The sequence below is a fragment of the Lysinibacillus pakistanensis genome (assembly GCF_030123245.1).
In the GTDB taxonomy this organism is placed as follows: domain Bacteria; phylum Bacillota; class Bacilli; order Bacillales_A; family Planococcaceae; genus Lysinibacillus; species Lysinibacillus pakistanensis.
This window is the reverse complement of the sequence record NZ_CP126101.1, coordinates 5,096,622-5,111,458: the sequence shown is the minus strand read 5'-3', so window position 1 is coordinate 5,111,458 and position 14,837 is coordinate 5,096,622. Positions and strand designations below refer to the sequence as shown.

Below are 14,837 nucleotides of genomic sequence, written 5' to 3'. Positions count from 1 at the left end.
GAAGGATGAAGGAAACAAAACTTTGGATTAATGGTCAGTGGCAGAATGCACAGGAAACATATGAGCTAAGTTCACCATATAGCGGTGAGGTTATTGCAAAGGTTGCTAAAGCGTCAATTGCAGATGTTGAACGGGCGATATAAGGTGCAGAGGAGACATTCCAAACATTTAAAAAGACAACAGCTTACGAACGAGCAGAAATATTATATAAAGTTGTCCATATCATGCGACAGCGCAGAGAAGAATTTGCAGAAATTTTAGCCTTAGAGGCAGGTAAACCTATATCAGCAGGTCTAATGGAAATAGACCGCACAATAGCAACCTATCAATTTGCGGCAGAGGGGGCAAAGCAGGCTAAGGGTGAAACAGTCCCAATGGACGCTGCACCTGGAGCAGGCGATCGTATTGGCTGGACAAAGCGTGAACCAATTGGGGTTATATCCGCCATTACGCCATTTAACTTCCCGTTTAATTTAGTAGCACATAAACTAGGACCTGCCTTTGCAGTAGGAAATACAGTTGTATTAAAGCCAGCAACTCAAACACCATTAAGTGCAATCATAATGGCAGAAATTTTTCAAGAAGCAGGTTTGCCTGACGGAGCTCTTCAAATATTGACAGGTAGTGGTGGAGAGCTTAGTGATACACTCGTTACACATCCGCTTGTGAAAAAGGTGACTTTCACAGGAAGCGGTAAGGTTGGCTTGGGTATTAAAGAGAAGGTTGGTTTGCGGAAAGTAACGTTAGAGCTTGGTTCTAATGCTGCGGTTATTGTCGAACCTTCGACACCAATTGATAAAATTATAGCTCGTTGTGTTGGAGGTGCCTTTAATTTTGCTGGACAAGTTTGCATTTCATTACAACGAATTTATGTGCATTCTTCGATCATCGATGAGTTTACAAAGGCATTTGTAGCAGAAACAGAAAAATTAGTGGTAGGAGATCCATTAGATAGAAATACAGATGTGAGTGCAATGATTCATCCAAATGAGGTGGAACGCATTCGCCAATGGATTGAGGAAGCAAAAGAACAAGGTGCGGTAGTCGCAACAGGGGGAACATTCACAGAAAGAACATTAACGCCGACTGTTATGACAAACGTTACTCCTGATATGAAAGTTGTTTGTCAGGAAACTTTCGCACCAATCGTCTCAATTGTTTCATATGAAACATTAAACGACGCTATTCGACTAGTAAATGAGTCGGAACTTGGCTTAAATGCAGGAATATACACGAATGTATTGTCAGATGCACTTTATGCAGCAGATGAATTACAGGCAGGAGCAGTTATTATAAATGATATTCCGACATTTAGAGTGGATAATATGCCTTATGGCGGCGTAAAAATGAGTGGCTATGGTCGTGAAGGGATTAAATGGGCTATAGAGGAAATGACAGACATGAAATTTATCACGATGAAAAAATCATTCTAATTTGCATCAACTTCTTTTCTGCGTTACGATGACGAAAGAACATTCATGAAGGGAAGTTGCAAAAATTATGACAAACAACGCTATGCCAATGAGCCAGTCACGTACTGTTCAAACGCGTCTCGTGTTACCGCCAGATACCAATAACCACAACTCCATTTTCGGTGGAAGAGTGTTAGCCTATATTGATGAAATTGCTGCTGTTACTGCAATGAAGCATGCTAAAGGGCATGTAGTGACAGCTTCTATTGATTCTGTTGACTTTTTATCAGCCGCCCATGTAGGAGATATTTTAGAAATTGAAAGTATTGTTTCATCGACGGGCCGTTCTTCAATGGAGGTCTATGTTCGGGTTACTTCCAGAAACATTGAAACGGGTGAGGAGAAATTAACAACCGAATCATTTGTAACGATGGTTGCAGTAGATGATGATGGGAAGCCTAAGCCGGTTCCGGCAATCTACCCTGAGACAGATGAAGAAAAACGTCTTTTTGAAACAGGACCAGCTCGACGAGAGCATCGTAAACAAAAACGTTCATTACCACATTAAAGAAAAGGGAGATTGACAACCTGTCAATTTCCCTTTTTACGTTTTCACATGTTTAATTCATTCACCACATTAATAAGCGAGTCAGAAGAAGAGGAAACAAGAGTGGCACCTTGAGAGAGCTCAGTAATTAAATTTGAAATGGCAGAAATATCTCTTGATGTATTGACATATTGCTGCTGAATACCAGAGACAGCTTCAGCAATATCATTAAATGATTTGGATAAGCTATTTTGCGTGTCTACACTATGTTGAATTTTTTGATCCACATTAATAACAGAATTCGACATGGTTGTAATATTACTTTCCGTTTCTTTAATGAGATGGGAAACATTTTGTACAGCATTTTTTGTTTCTTCAGCAAGCTTTCGTACTTCCTCTGCTACAACAGCAAAGCCTTTACCATGCTCCCCAGCGCGAGCTGCCTCAATAGATGCATTCAATGCTAATAGATTTGTTTGATCTGCAATACCTGTTACTAGTCCAACAATCTCGGAAATCTTTTGAGAGGAGGTGCGTAACTGATTCATTGTGACCTCAAGACCATTTACACTTTGTAAAATAACTTGTATTAAATCGTTTTGCTCTTGTAACTGTTGTTGGCCACGTCTAGATTTTTCCTTCGTATCAGCAACAAAGCTTAAACCTTGCTTAGTGGCTACCGCAATATCATCTGTTTGAGAGGAGATAACTAATAGGGACGCCGCTGTTTCATCACTAATAGCGTTCAGCTCCTCAGCTGTGCTTTGAATAGTTGTCACAAGTGCATGCTTTGTTTCATCTGCTGCCGTGCGTATACGTTCTTCCTCTTTTTCGTAGGCTTCAATGACAAGCTGTTGCTCAAAGTTAATAATTTTACAGAAGGCATTGATAGCAAGAATCGCATCATGCTTTGAAATATCTAATTTGTTAGCAAAGCTTGTAAATGTTGAAGTTAAAGACTGAAATGAGGCGATATACCATTTTGATTGAAGACCGATTCGAACGTGGGTTTCTGCAATTGCCTTTCGTTCGTCAATATAGGAGTCGTTGATACGGCTTTCAAAAATATCACTAAGGTGCTTATGTAAAGTAACCTTTAAACGATCAATCTGTGAAGTTCTATTAATAATATCTAATAAATCTGGACTTAAGCTAATGGCTGCATAGAATTGATCAACCATTTCAGGGATTAAATCCTTTGCTAAAGGCTGCAACTGTTTAATAATGGCTAAATCCTCAACCGTTAAATTTAAAAGTTGTAATTGTTTTTGAAGTTTTGGATGGTTAGAGATATCCAACTGTACATTTTTTTTATAGTTTTCAGGTGCTATTGTAATTGAGTAGCTTGAATCGTTCTTTTTTGTAAACCAACTCATTGTTGTTTGCTCCATTCTTAAATCCATTTTAAGTATATAAATTTAAAGTAAACTTAAACTATTTATCCTTATGTTGGAATTGCTACGTTTGTAAGTTTGCAAAATATATGGTATTTAATCTATTCTACTATTTTTTGTCGTATATTTGGTTAAAATTTTCATTTATTTCTATTATTTTTTTAATGACTATTGTTTAAATGTCATGAAATAGACGATTGAAAGAGTCCCAGGTGGTTTGTATTTAATATGGGAAACCTGTAAAATACGAACTGTTTAGAAAGTAATAATTGAGCGTAAAAAGAGTGAGGAGGTATTATTTAAATGGAGAAGAAACGTTTCAAGTTTGTCATACCCGTGATGGTAATTGTCGCAATCGGTTCGGTTTATATGCTACGTAACTATTATGCTGAAGTGCCAGACGTGGAGCAGTTGTTAATTACCATTTGTGCAACATTAGTTTCTGGTGTACTTGCATACTTTTTATTCCCACAGCAAGGGGAAAACAAAATTGATGATCGTGGACCCTATTAATGTAGAGCAGGCATCCTAGATAACCTTCTAAGATGCCTATTCTATATTTTTAAGGTTTAAATAATTTGAACCAGCCTTTCCATTTAAAGACCGCCAGCATAAAGATCACAATAAGAATCATAATACCTAAGACGATAAAGTAGCTGTATTTACCATGTAGCTCAGGCATATTGTCAAAGTTCATCCCATATACACCTGCAATAAAGGTTAATGGGATAAAGATTGTTGACACGATGGTTAAGGTCATCATAATGCCATTCATACGACTGGAGCTCATTGCCATATAGCTGTCGCGCATATCGGCCGTCAGCTCACGGTTGGATTCCACCATTTCTGTCAGCTTTAGCAAATGATCATAAATATCTCCGAAATAGGCTCGTTCTGATTTATTTAGTGAGAATCGATATGAATTAAGAATACGGTATAATAAATCGCGCATTGGTAGAATAGTGCGCCGTAAATCAAGCAAGTCACTACGAAATTCGAATACGATTTTCATGGCATTTAGATTACTTTGATAGTTTAGTTCATCTTCTAGAGCATTCAAATGATCCTCAATTTTATAGACAAGTGGGAAGTAATTGTCAACGATTTTATCAATTACCTGATAGGTTAAATACACTGTACCACGTTCCCAATTTTTCGGTTGTTTTTCTAGCATATTCTGCACTCTATCGATTTCGGGAGCAGTATTTTTATGAAAGGTTACAATGAATTTATTGGAAACAAAAATATTAACTTCCTCTGCTGCTAATTCTTCATTCACTCTATGAATAACAAAGAAGTGGAAATCATCATAAAAATCGAGCTTTGGTCGCTGTAAACGCAATAAGCAGTCTTCTATAGCAAGTGGATGAAAATGAAAAAACGTATCCAATAGCAGCTCTTCTTCAGTAGTAGGGCAATCAAAATCGACCCAATACCATTCAAAATGATTCTTGTTTATATCCTCGATAGGAAAACCCTTTATGAGTTGTTGATCCTTCGTAATCCCGATTGTGCGTATCACAGCGTTCACCCCAATTCTGTTGATTTTAACTTTCTAGGAATAATCGTCCTCATAGAGTAATACATTTATCTTCATTCAGCAGATGTTTTTTGTATCGAAAGCATAGTGGCAACTGCAAATGTCTTCTGTAGCGAAAGCAAAGCGGCAGCTACAATTACGTGAAATTAATTTTTAGACTTCTTTATAGCATATCCATCCACCAAATAATGTAGTGGCAAAAAATCTGGATGGTCTTGTAAATCCTGCCTCTTGAAGTAGTGTTAAAATATCCTCCTCAGGCATAAAAGAAAGGGAGCGTATGGATTTTTCCATATCAGCTACCTCTAAGGGAGATAGCTTTGTGTGCTGCAGCCAATAGGCCCGCCATAAATCAAATTGTAATTCGGTTTCTAAAGAGCCAGGCTGCCCATATTTTGAAACAAGAACAAATGGTGCACCAGGCTTTAAATTATTTGCTATTTCTTTCAATGTTGCAAGCTTTTCTTGAGTCCCATTGATAAAATGCAGCACTAAAATACAGCTAGCTGCATCAAACTCTCCAGAGGGTAACTTCGTATCCAGCATGGTTCCTTGGTATAAAGAAATTTGATTAGGCAAAGATTTTAAACGCTCCTCCGCTACATGTAACATGGCCTCAGAGGGATCGATGCCCACAAATGACCAAGTTGGCTTATGCTCTGCAAGTTGTAAAATTTCATTGCCGCTTCCAGAGCCAACTACTAGCAATTCAGCTTTCTCAGGTAGTGTGGATTGATAAAAGGTTTGTGTTAAACGTAGCATGGCATCGTAACTAGGTAATGTTCGACGAATACCCTTTTCGTATTCGTTTGCTAGCGTGTTATTAAATTCCATAGTGTCTCACATGCCTTTCCCAAAGAATTTTTTTAAAATGCAACATACAATGAAACTATTCAGGGTATAGTTCCGTAAATAGTAGTACATAAAACAAAGGAAAATTTAAAAAAGAAGGGTTGATATAATTGGAAGCTAAATGGTCTAAGGTAATCATACACGCAAGTCCGTTTTTTGCGCCATGGTTAGTACCAATTTTATTTTTCTTAATTAGTTCTGATGAGGAAGTAAAAGCTATTTCCATTCAAGCACTACTGTTCCAAATTGTAATGGGTGTTTTAATTGCAATTTCTGTGGCACTAAGTTTTGTACTCGTTGGTTTACCATTCCTAATTATTTTCGGTATTATGTTGTTTGTCGTACCGATTATTGGAATTGTAAAGGCTTTATCTGATGAACCATGGCATTACCCAATTGTTGGTCGCTGGATATAATTTTTATCTTGATTTTCCACAAAAAAACATCTGTTGGCCCAAAGCACCCAGCGGATGTCACTGATTTTCAAAGGAATAAATAAAAGGATGTTAGCCTAAAACCTTCGCATCCTGTGAAAACGGCTAACTGACCTGCATCGCCACGTCCTGTGGCATTACCGAAATGACCGATATCGTGTCGGACCTCGTGCAGGCCTTGGCACTATTCAAAATCCTGACGCAATAACGCCAAGGCGAAATTGATGACGCAAGTATATGCTAATTGCATGTGCTTGCGTTTTTTTCATCACGAAAAAGGGTACATTAGACATACGAACGTTAAGATAGCTAGCATGAATAGCGATTTTTCAAGCGTTTGAATGAAAAAATAGTTGCTATTAATTTTTCTATAGGCGAAATCATTGCAATTATTTTCAAGCGTTTTGTATAATATACTCAAAGAAAGTCAAAGATAGTCAAAGTCAGTGAAGTAAGCGAGGTGTATTCCTAATGCGTAATATATCAGACATCATAGAAGGCTACTTGAAGCAAGTACTTGAATTAGGTGGAGAAGGGCATATTGAAATTAAGCGCAGTGAAATTGCTGATAAATTCCAATGTGTGCCCTCACAAATAAATTATGTGATCAATACTAGATTTACTGCCGAACGAGGTTATCTTGTTGAAAGCAAACGTGGTGGTGGTGGATACATACGAATTTTACGTGTCCGCGCGAATTCACAAATCGATTTGATCGACGATGTCCTCAGGCAGATAGAGGGAGGGGCATCGCAAACAATGGCAGAAGATTTAGTTTATCGGCTTATCGATGAGCAGGTAATTTCAAAGAGAGAAGCGAAGTTAATGTTAGCGGCAATTGATCGCTCAACTCTGGATTTGCCACTCCCGTTACGGGATACCATTCGAGCAAGAATATTAAGAGCGATGCTAACAACAATCAAATATGAACAGCAAAAATAGAGAGGTGATGGAAATGATTTGCGAACATTGCAAGCAGCGTAATGCGACGGTAACTGTAACACAAGTTCAAAATGGACAAAAGGTAGAGCATCATTACTGTGACGTCTGCGCCTCGCAGTTCCATCCATTTCATGCAGAATTTAAACAAGAGCCTGTATCTATTCAACAGCTATTATCTAATTGGTTTGGCTCACCGACATGGCAACAACAAAAAGTGGATGAAAAACAACAGGCGCAGCCACAACCACAAACTTGTCCACAATGTGGCTTTACGTATAAAAGATTTTTAAAAGAAGGAAAATTCGGTTGCCCTAGCTGCTATGACAGCTTTAGCGAGCACCTACCAAAGCTCTTTAATCGAATACAAGCAGGACCTCAACATCTAGGTAAGATGCCCGGCGCTCATAGCAATATTTACGTCATTAAAAAACAAATAGAAGATATCCGTAAACTTATGAAAGTAGCTATAGATGAGGAACAGTTTGAGGAGGCCGCGAAACTGCGGGATGAAGTGAAGGAATTGGAAAAACAGCTACAATTTGAAGGTGGTGATGTGTCGTGATGATTGAATCGTTTTTAGAACGAGCTACACCAGCATGGATGAGCGTGGAGGACGATTATTCAGATATAGTCATTAGTACACGTATCCGTCTTGCACGAAATTTAGATGGCTATCGTTTTCCTCTGTCCTTTACAGAGAATGAGGCATTACAGGTAGAGCAGGCTGTAACACACGCTGTTCAGGATAGCCCGAAACTACAAGATCATTACTCGTATTTTGCCGTCAAGGATTTAACATCCTTACAGCGTCAAATTCTTGTAGAAAAGCATTTAATTAGCCCTCAGCTTGCCAAAAAAGAACAGGTTGGCTCCATGCTATTATCTGATGATGAATCAATTAGCATTATGGTGAATGAAGAGGACCATTTACGCATTCAATGTATGACAGCGAGTTTTCAGCTGCAAAGGGCATATGAGCAGGCCAATAAAATTGATCGAGCCCTAGAAAAATCTTTACCTTATGCATTTCGTGATACTTTTGGATATCTTACAAGTTGCCCAACAAATATCGGTACTGGTTTACGAGCTTCCGTTATGATGCACCTACCTGCCCTTACATTAACAGGTCAAATGAGTCAAATTATTAATGCCATGACAAGGCTAGGAATGACGGTAAGAGGGATATATGGGGAAGGTAGCGAAAACTTAGGGAATGTTTACCAAGTGTCAAATCAGATAACACTGGGTAAAACAGAGGAGGATATTTTGGCTGACATTCAAAGCGTCGCCGAAAAAATTATTCAAAAGGAGCGACATGCAAGAGGTAAGCTAATCGAAAAAGCAGAGCTTGCTCTAGAAGACCGAGTATACCGTGCATTAGGTACTTTAACGCATGCTCGAATTTTAACGAGCGAAGAGGCAGCTACCTGCTTGTCCAATGTTCGTTTAGGGGTAGATTTACAGTTGATAGAAGGCATTAAGGCGACAACTTTAAACGAGTGTGTTGTCTGTATGCAACCAGGATTTTTACAACACTATGCAGGAGAGGTTTTACCACCTGCTGAGCGCGATCGCGTACGAGCGAAAATGCTTCGTGAGGCATTATTTCGTGAAAATATGAGTAAGCCTATTATAGGAAAAAAAGGAGAGGATTCATATGATGTTTAATCGTTTTACACAACGCGCACAAAAAGTATTACAGCTTGCACAGGAAGAGGCAATTCGTTGGAAACACGAATCAATAGGAACAGAGCATATTCTATTAGGGCTTATTCGTGAAGGCGGCGGTATAGCTGCGAAAGCATTAGAAGCCATCGATATTAGTCCTCAAACAATTGAAGCAGGTATTGAAGAGTTAGTTGGAAAAGGGAAAGAGGATGTGGGTCCGATTGTCCACTATACACCTAGAGCGAAAAAAGTCATTGAGCTATCAGTTGATGAATCACGCAAATTAGGTCATTCATATATCGGTACGGAGCATTTGCTATTAGCGCTTATTCGTGAAGGTGAAGGTGTGGCTGCTCGTGTATTAAATAACGCTGGTGTCGGCTTAAATAAAGCACGTCAGCAAGTGCTATTACTACTAGGCAATAATGATAATGCTCAATCTGGTCAACAAGCTGCCCAGGCTGCCAATACCCCTACATTAGATAGCCTTGCGCGAGACTTAACACAAATTGCTCGAGAAGGCTCTTTAGACCCTGTGATTGGTCGAAGCAAAGAAATTACGCGTGTTATTGAGGTATTATCTCGTCGTACAAAAAACAACCCTGTATTAATTGGTGAGCCAGGGGTAGGTAAAACAGCTATTGCTGAAGGTCTAGCACAGCAAATTATTAATAATGAAGTGCCAGAGATTCTTCGTGATAAACGCGTCATGACACTTGACATGGGAACAGTTGTAGCAGGTACAAAATACCGTGGTGAATTTGAGGATCGCTTGAAAAAGGTGATGGATGAGATTCGCCAAGCAGGAAATGTTATTTTATTTATTGATGAATTGCATACATTAATCGGCGCAGGTGGTGCAGAGGGGGCAATTGATGCATCAAATATTCTAAAACCTTCTCTAGCACGTGGTGAGCTTCAATGTATCGGTGCAACAACATTAGATGAATATCGTAAATATATTGAAAAGGATGCGGCTTTAGAGCGTCGTTTCCAACCAATACAAGTTGATGAGCCAACAGTTGAAGAAGCGATTCAAATTATCCAGGGCTTACGTGATCGCTATGAAGCACATCACCGTGTGAAAATTACAGATGAAGCGATTGAGGCTGCCGCAAAAATGGGTGACCGCTATATTTCTGACCGTTTCTTACCAGATAAAGCGATTGACTTAATTGATGAAGCGGGCTCAAAAGTACGCTTACGTTCATTTGCAGTTCCACCAAATTTAAAAGCGCTTGAAGATAAGCTCGAAAATGTACGCTCTGAAAAGAATGCTGCAGTCTCTGGTCAAGAGTTTGAAAAGGCAGCCTCTTTAAGAGATACCGAACAAAAGCTAAAAGATGAAATTGAAACGACAAGAAAGAATTGGAAGGAAGAGCAAGGGAAATCTGAATCAAAAGTTACAGTGGATGATGTAGCAGCAGTCGTATCTATGTGGACTGGAATCCCTGTATCAAAAATTGCCTCTGAAGAGTCCTCTAAGCTATTACAATTAGAGGAAGAGCTACACAAACGAGTGGTAGGTCAAGGGGAGGCAGTAGAGGCCATTTCTCGTGCTATTCGCCGTGCAAGAGCAGGCTTAAAAGATCCAAAACGACCAATTGGCTCATTTATTTTCTTAGGGCCAACAGGGGTTGGTAAAACAGAGCTTGCAAGAGCACTAGCTGAAGTGATGTTTGGTGATGAGGATGCGATGATTCGAGTTGATATGTCTGAATATATGGAGAAACATTCCACTTCGCGCTTAGTTGGTTCACCTCCAGGCTATGTAGGCTTTGATGATGGCGGCCAGTTAACAGAAAAGGTTCGTCGTAAACCATATTCAGTTGTATTACTAGATGAGATTGAAAAAGCTCATCCAGATGTTTTCAATATTCTACTACAAGTGCTTGAAGATGGTCGTTTGACAGATTCTAAAGGTCGTGTAGTGGACTTCCGTAACACGGTTGTTATTATGACATCAAACGTTGGGGCAGATGCTTTAAAATACCAGAAAAACTTAGGCTTCAATGTTGGTGGTACGGAATCTAAACATAAAGACATGAAGGGAACAATGCTTGAGGAATTGAAAAAAGCATTCCGACCAGAGTTCTTAAACCGTATTGATGAGATGATTGTGTTCCACTCATTAGAAAAAGAACACTTAAAAGAAATTGTTTCCATGATGGCAAATGCTTTAACAAAACGTCTAAAAGAACAAGATATTTCGTTAGAGTTAACAGATGCTGCGCTTGAGAAAATTGCACAAGAGGGCTATGATCCTCAATACGGCGCCCGCCCGCTACGCCGTGCACTACAAAAACAAGTGGAAGACCGCTTATCAGAAGAATTACTGAAAGGCAATGTAGAGAAGGGCAATCAAGTGATTATTGATTATGTGAATGATGACTTTGTGGTAAAGAAAAAAGAAGGCATTTCTGCATCTAACTAATTTCTAACAGCTACGCTTCATCTCAAAAGGACAGCAGGCTATAGTGCCAAGCTGTCCTTTTTTATGTACAATTGATAATAAGAACAAATATTCGAGGTGAATGTGATTTGGCAAAGAAAAAAACGAAATTTGTATGTACAGCCTGTGGCTATGAATCTGCAAAATGGATGGGAAGATGTCCGGGCTGTGGTGAATGGAATAAGATGGTCGAAGAAGTAGAGGTCGTAGCAAAGGGACCTCGTGGAGCCTTTCAGCATTCTGCGACAGTTACGCAAAAAGCTCTTCCTATTATGCAGATCGAGGCTGCTGAGGAGTCTCGAATTACAACAGAAATGGGTGAGCTTAACCGAGTGCTAGGTGGGGGAATCGTACCGGGCTCTCTTGTACTTATAGGAGGTGACCCTGGTATTGGGAAGTCGACGCTATTATTACAGGTGTCTGCTTTACTTTCAAATAAGGGACATCGTGTGCTCTACATTTCTGGTGAGGAATCAATCCGCCAAACAAAGCTACGTGCAGAGCGTTTAGGGGTGGTTTCACAGGAGCTTTATATCTATTCAGAAACAAATTTAGAGTTTCTGAATCAAACTATTGAGGATGTGCAACCGAAATTTGTTATTGTCGATTCCATTCAAACTGTGTTTCATCCTGAGGTAACAAGTGCTCCTGGCAGTGTATCGCAGGTGCGAGAGTGTACGGCAGAGTTGATGAGAATTGCTAAAACGAAGGGAATCGCTATATTTTTAGTTGGACATGTAACAAAAGAGGGGCAAATTGCAGGTCCACGTATTTTGGAGCATATGGTAGATACTGTGCTGTATTTTGAGGGCGAGCGACACCATAATCACCGTATTCTGCGTAGTCAAAAGAACCGTTTTGGCTCAACAAATGAGATTGCTATATTTGAAATGCTTCAGGGGGGCTTAAAGGAAGTATTAAATCCATCTGAGCTCTTTTTACAGGAGCGTTCACAGGGGGCAGCAGGGTCAACCATTGTGGTTTCTATGGAGGGTACACGACCAATTCTTGTTGAAATACAATCACTCGTAACACCTACAAGCTTTAACTATCCAAAGCGTATGGCAACAGGCGTTGATCAAAACCGTGTGCAGTTGTTAATGGCTGTTCTAGAAAAGAGAATGGGCCTCATGCTACAGGCACAGGATGCATATATTAAAGTTGCTGGCGGTGTAAAGCTAGATGAACCAGCCATTGATTTAGCAGTGTTGACAAGCATTGTCTCCAGCTTTAAGGATCAAGCAGTTAGAGCTACAGATTGTTTTGTTGGAGAAGTAGGGTTGACGGGAGAGGTGCGTCGTGTTTCCCGTATTGAACAACGTGTAATAGAGGCGGCAAAGCTAGGGTTTAAACGGATATTCGTTCCGGCTTCAAATATTGGCGGCTGGGATTTTCCACAAGGTATTGAGATTGTTGGAGTAGAAACCATAAAAGATGCACTGAATGCTTGCTTTAGAGAGCTATAAAGGGAGTGTGCATGTTGGACAAGGTTCTGACATGCATTTTTCTCTTTCAATATTTTTTTAGGTGCTAGGCATAAAAATCGGAACTAAAAAAGGGGTTTAAGCGTCCTACATAACACCCTAATAAGATGACTCTTTTAACAAAGTTATAGCTAGCAATATTACCTCTTTATTTCCACCTTTGTATCGAGTTGCTGCTGGCGTTAAAAAGAAACAGGGGTTGTTAGGCTCATGAAAGATTTTCTACAGTAAACTATGTATAATTATAGTTAAGAATGGGAGGTGACAGCTTATGAAAAAATTTGTTCAAATTGCCTTTTTACTGATTGGGGGAGCGTTAGGCTTTGTTTTCTTACCGCCATTATACGAATTGCTTCATTTATCTTCTAATCCTTGGCTTGATAATCCCTATGTATCAGTAGCTTTAGGGGCAATTTTATTGTTTACACTATCGTTTGCGTTTTCGGATTATTTTGTGCGACTCATTAGCTGGATGGAAGAGGTGCTATTTAAGGTACCTGTTGGCGACTTATTATTTGGTACGCTTGGACTTATCATCGGACTGATTGTAGCTTACTTCTTAGGCTTTGCCATAGAAAGTGTCCAGCTAGGATTCGTTTCGGAGATTTTACCAATTATCATGTCCTTTGTACTTGGCTATTTAGGGTTCCGTGTAGGCTTTAAGAAGCGCGATGAATTAATCCAACTCTTTACATTACGTGGGAGCAATACAAAGAAAAAACTAATAGATGGTGTAGATGCCCAAGAAGTAAAAGGGAGCTATAAGCTGCTGGATACAAGTGTTATTATTGATGGGCGTATTGCGGATATTTCTCAAACAGGATTTATTGAAGGTATATTAGTGGTTCCTCAATTTGTTCTTACAGAGCTTCAGCATATTGCAGATTCTTCTGATACTTTAAAACGTACAAGAGGTCGTCGTGGTTTAGATATTTTAAAAAAATTGCAAGATGAGCGAATGACAAAGGTGGAAATATCCGAAGAGGATTTTGAGGATGTGCAGGAAGTTGACTTAAAATTAGTGCGTCTTGCAAAGAAAATGAGCAATGATACACAGATTGTTACGAATGACTTCAATCTTAATAAAGTATGCGAGTTACACCACGTAAGAGTCTTAAACATCAATGATTTAGCTAATGCTGTGAAGCCTGTTGTTATCCCTGGTGAGGATATGCAAGTGATGGTTATTAAAGATGGTAAAGAGCATAATCAAGGAGTGGCTTATTTAGACGATGGCACAATGATTGTGGTTGAAGGTGGACGCAGTTATATCGGACAGGCAATAACGGTTACGGTAACAAGTGTACTGCAAACATCAGCGGGCCGTATGATTTTTGCTAAACCAAAGGATGACTAGGAAGTGGAAAATGTGCAATACGAGGTAGTATTACCTGCAGCGGGTAGCGGTAAGCGAATGGGAGCTGGGCAAAATAAGTTATTTTTAAATTTATTAGGAAAACCCATTCTCATACACACCCTGGAGGTTTTTGAACAGGATTCAAAATGTACAGGGATTTGGCTTGCAGTAAAACCAGAGGAGCGTTCCTATATTCAAGCTATGTTAGAGAAGTATAGGATTTTAAAGGTGAAGGGCTTACCTGATGGCGGTGCTGAACGACAGCATTCAGTTCATTCGTGTATGAAGGAGATGGAGCAGGTCGATATTGTGCTTGTACATGATGCTGCTCGTCCCTTTATCTCTCATGATATTATTGCGAATCTTGTGCAAAGTGCTCATAAATATGGTGCTGCAATCGCTGGTGTCCGTGCAAAGGATACGATGAAAAAGGTACGTGATGGTGTGATTGAGGAGACGATTGATCGTGATAGCTTATGGATGATTCAAACTCCGCAAGCTTTTCAGTTTGATTTAATCGTAGAGGCGGAGGATGTCGCAGAGAAGATTGGTTTTCTTGGTACTGATGAAGCCATGCTTGTGGAACGTCTTGGACATGCCGTGCATATTGTAGAGAGTAGCTATGAAAATGTAAAGATGACGACAAAAGAGGATCTAGTTTTCGGAGAAGCGATCTTGCGTAAACGTGCCTTGGATGCAAAATAGTTGAATAGGTGGCGATTAGAGCCGCTATGAAAAATACCGTAGAGAAATCG

General features: G+C 39.6%; 13 protein-coding genes and 1 pseudogene. 11 read left to right on the top strand and 3 right to left on the bottom strand.

Going from position 1 to position 14,837, the window contains the following annotated elements; translation table 11 throughout:
• Positions 1-5: 5 nt before the first annotated feature.
• Together QNH24_RS25525 and QNH24_RS25520 are read left to right on the top strand one after the other, a co-directional pair.
• Positions 6-1,433 (top strand): annotated as a pseudogene (locus tag QNH24_RS25525) (aldehyde dehydrogenase family protein).
• A 67-nt stretch (positions 1,434-1,500) separates the two neighbouring features.
• Positions 1,501-1,980 (top strand): acyl-CoA thioesterase, encoded by a 480-nt coding sequence (locus QNH24_RS25520; RefSeq protein WP_054771407.1) that lies wholly within the window; start codon positions 1,501-1,503, stop codon positions 1,978-1,980.
• A gap of 44 nt (positions 1,981-2,024) precedes the next feature.
• Here QNH24_RS25520 and QNH24_RS25515 read toward each other — a convergent pair whose 3' ends face one another.
• The gene (locus tag QNH24_RS25515) at positions 2,025-3,335 is read right to left on the bottom strand and encodes a globin-coupled sensor protein (protein ID WP_283870097.1); all 1,311 of its coding nucleotides are present in this window, start codon (positions 3,333-3,335) and stop codon (positions 2,025-2,027) included.
• 321 nt (positions 3,336-3,656) lie between these two features.
• On the opposite strand from QNH24_RS25515, the gene QNH24_RS25510 reads away from it, so the two are divergent.
• The gene (locus tag QNH24_RS25510; RefSeq protein WP_054771408.1) at positions 3,657-3,866 is read left to right on the top strand and encodes a hypothetical protein; all 210 of its coding nucleotides are present in this window, start codon (positions 3,657-3,659) and stop codon (positions 3,864-3,866) included.
• Positions 3,867-3,915: 49 nt separating this feature from the next.
• Here QNH24_RS25510 and corA read toward each other — a convergent pair whose 3' ends face one another.
• Complete coding sequence (corA, locus tag QNH24_RS25505; RefSeq protein ID WP_283870096.1) at positions 3,916-4,875, bottom strand: magnesium/cobalt transporter CorA; 960 nt, start codon at positions 4,873-4,875, stop codon at positions 3,916-3,918.
• A 171-nt stretch (positions 4,876-5,046) separates the two neighbouring features.
• Positions 5,047-5,727 carry a class I SAM-dependent methyltransferase gene (locus QNH24_RS25500; protein ID WP_283870095.1) on the bottom strand — a complete coding sequence of 227 codons (681 nt, stop codon included), beginning with the start codon at positions 5,725-5,727 and terminating at the stop codon, positions 5,047-5,049.
• Positions 5,728-5,855: 128 nt separating this feature from the next.
• Here QNH24_RS25500 and QNH24_RS25495 point away from each other — a divergent pair, with 128 nt between their 5' ends.
• The 8 genes from QNH24_RS25495 (at position 5,856) to ispD (ending at position 14,787) form a co-directional block, all read left to right on the top strand.
• Positions 5,856-6,161 carry a DUF4870 domain-containing protein gene (locus QNH24_RS25495; RefSeq protein ID WP_283870094.1) on the top strand — a complete coding sequence of 102 codons (306 nt, stop codon included), beginning with the start codon at positions 5,856-5,858 and terminating at the stop codon, positions 6,159-6,161.
• Between the two features lie 489 nt (positions 6,162-6,650).
• A complete protein-coding gene (locus QNH24_RS25490) occupies positions 6,651-7,121 on the top strand; it encodes a CtsR family transcriptional regulator (RefSeq protein WP_283870093.1) in 471 nt (156 codons plus the stop codon).
• Between the two features lie 13 nt (positions 7,122-7,134).
• On the top strand, positions 7,135-7,683 hold the full coding sequence (locus QNH24_RS25485; protein ID WP_283870092.1) for a UvrB/UvrC motif-containing protein: 549 nt from the start codon (positions 7,135-7,137) through the stop codon (positions 7,681-7,683).
• A complete protein-coding gene (gene mcsB / locus QNH24_RS25480) occupies positions 7,680-8,789 on the top strand; it encodes a protein-arginine kinase McsB (RefSeq protein ID WP_283870091.1) in 1,110 nt (369 codons plus the stop codon). The genes QNH24_RS25485 and mcsB overlap by 4 nt, the downstream gene beginning before the upstream one ends.
• Positions 8,779-11,223 (top strand): ATP-dependent Clp protease ATP-binding subunit, encoded by a 2,445-nt coding sequence (locus QNH24_RS25475; protein WP_283870090.1) that lies wholly within the window; start codon positions 8,779-8,781, stop codon positions 11,221-11,223. Before mcsB ends, QNH24_RS25475 begins: the two co-directional genes overlap by 11 nt.
• A 107-nt stretch (positions 11,224-11,330) precedes the next feature.
• Positions 11,331-12,707 (top strand): DNA repair protein RadA, encoded by a 1,377-nt coding sequence (gene radA, locus QNH24_RS25470; RefSeq protein WP_283870089.1) that lies wholly within the window; start codon positions 11,331-11,333, stop codon positions 12,705-12,707.
• A gap of 289 nt (positions 12,708-12,996) precedes the next feature.
• On the top strand, positions 12,997-14,082 hold the full coding sequence (locus QNH24_RS25465; protein WP_283870088.1) for a PIN/TRAM domain-containing protein: 1,086 nt from the start codon (positions 12,997-12,999) through the stop codon (positions 14,080-14,082).
• A gap of 12 nt (positions 14,083-14,094) precedes the next feature.
• Positions 14,095-14,787, top strand: a complete 693-nt coding sequence (gene ispD, locus QNH24_RS25460) for a 2-C-methyl-D-erythritol 4-phosphate cytidylyltransferase (protein ID WP_283872947.1) — start codon at positions 14,095-14,097, stop codon at positions 14,785-14,787.
• The last annotated feature ends 50 nt before the right edge of the window (positions 14,788-14,837 follow it).

What these genes read in the sequence shown, in the direction of transcription:
- QNH24_RS25515 (WP_283870097.1), bottom strand. Translation starts at nt 3,335, where the DNA reads ATGAGTTGGTTTACAAAAAAGAACGATTCAAGCTACTCAATTACAATA.
- QNH24_RS25485 (WP_283870092.1), top strand. Translation starts at nt 7,135, where the DNA reads ATGATTTGCGAACATTGCAAGCAGCGTAATGCGACGGTAACTGTAACA.
- QNH24_RS25475 (WP_283870090.1), top strand. Translation starts at nt 8,779, where the DNA reads ATGATGTTTAATCGTTTTACACAACGCGCACAAAAAGTATTACAGCTT.
- QNH24_RS25490 (WP_283870093.1), top strand. Translation starts at nt 6,651, where the DNA reads ATGCGTAATATATCAGACATCATAGAAGGCTACTTGAAGCAAGTACTT.
- QNH24_RS25500 (WP_283870095.1), bottom strand. Translation starts at nt 5,727, where the DNA reads ATGGAATTTAATAACACGCTAGCAAACGAATACGAAAAGGGTATTCGT.
- QNH24_RS25510 (WP_054771408.1), top strand. Translation starts at nt 3,657, where the DNA reads ATGGAGAAGAAACGTTTCAAGTTTGTCATACCCGTGATGGTAATTGTC.
- QNH24_RS25520 (WP_054771407.1), top strand. Translation starts at nt 1,501, where the DNA reads ATGACAAACAACGCTATGCCAATGAGCCAGTCACGTACTGTTCAAACG.
- QNH24_RS25465 (WP_283870088.1), top strand. Translation starts at nt 12,997, where the DNA reads ATGAAAAAATTTGTTCAAATTGCCTTTTTACTGATTGGGGGAGCGTTA.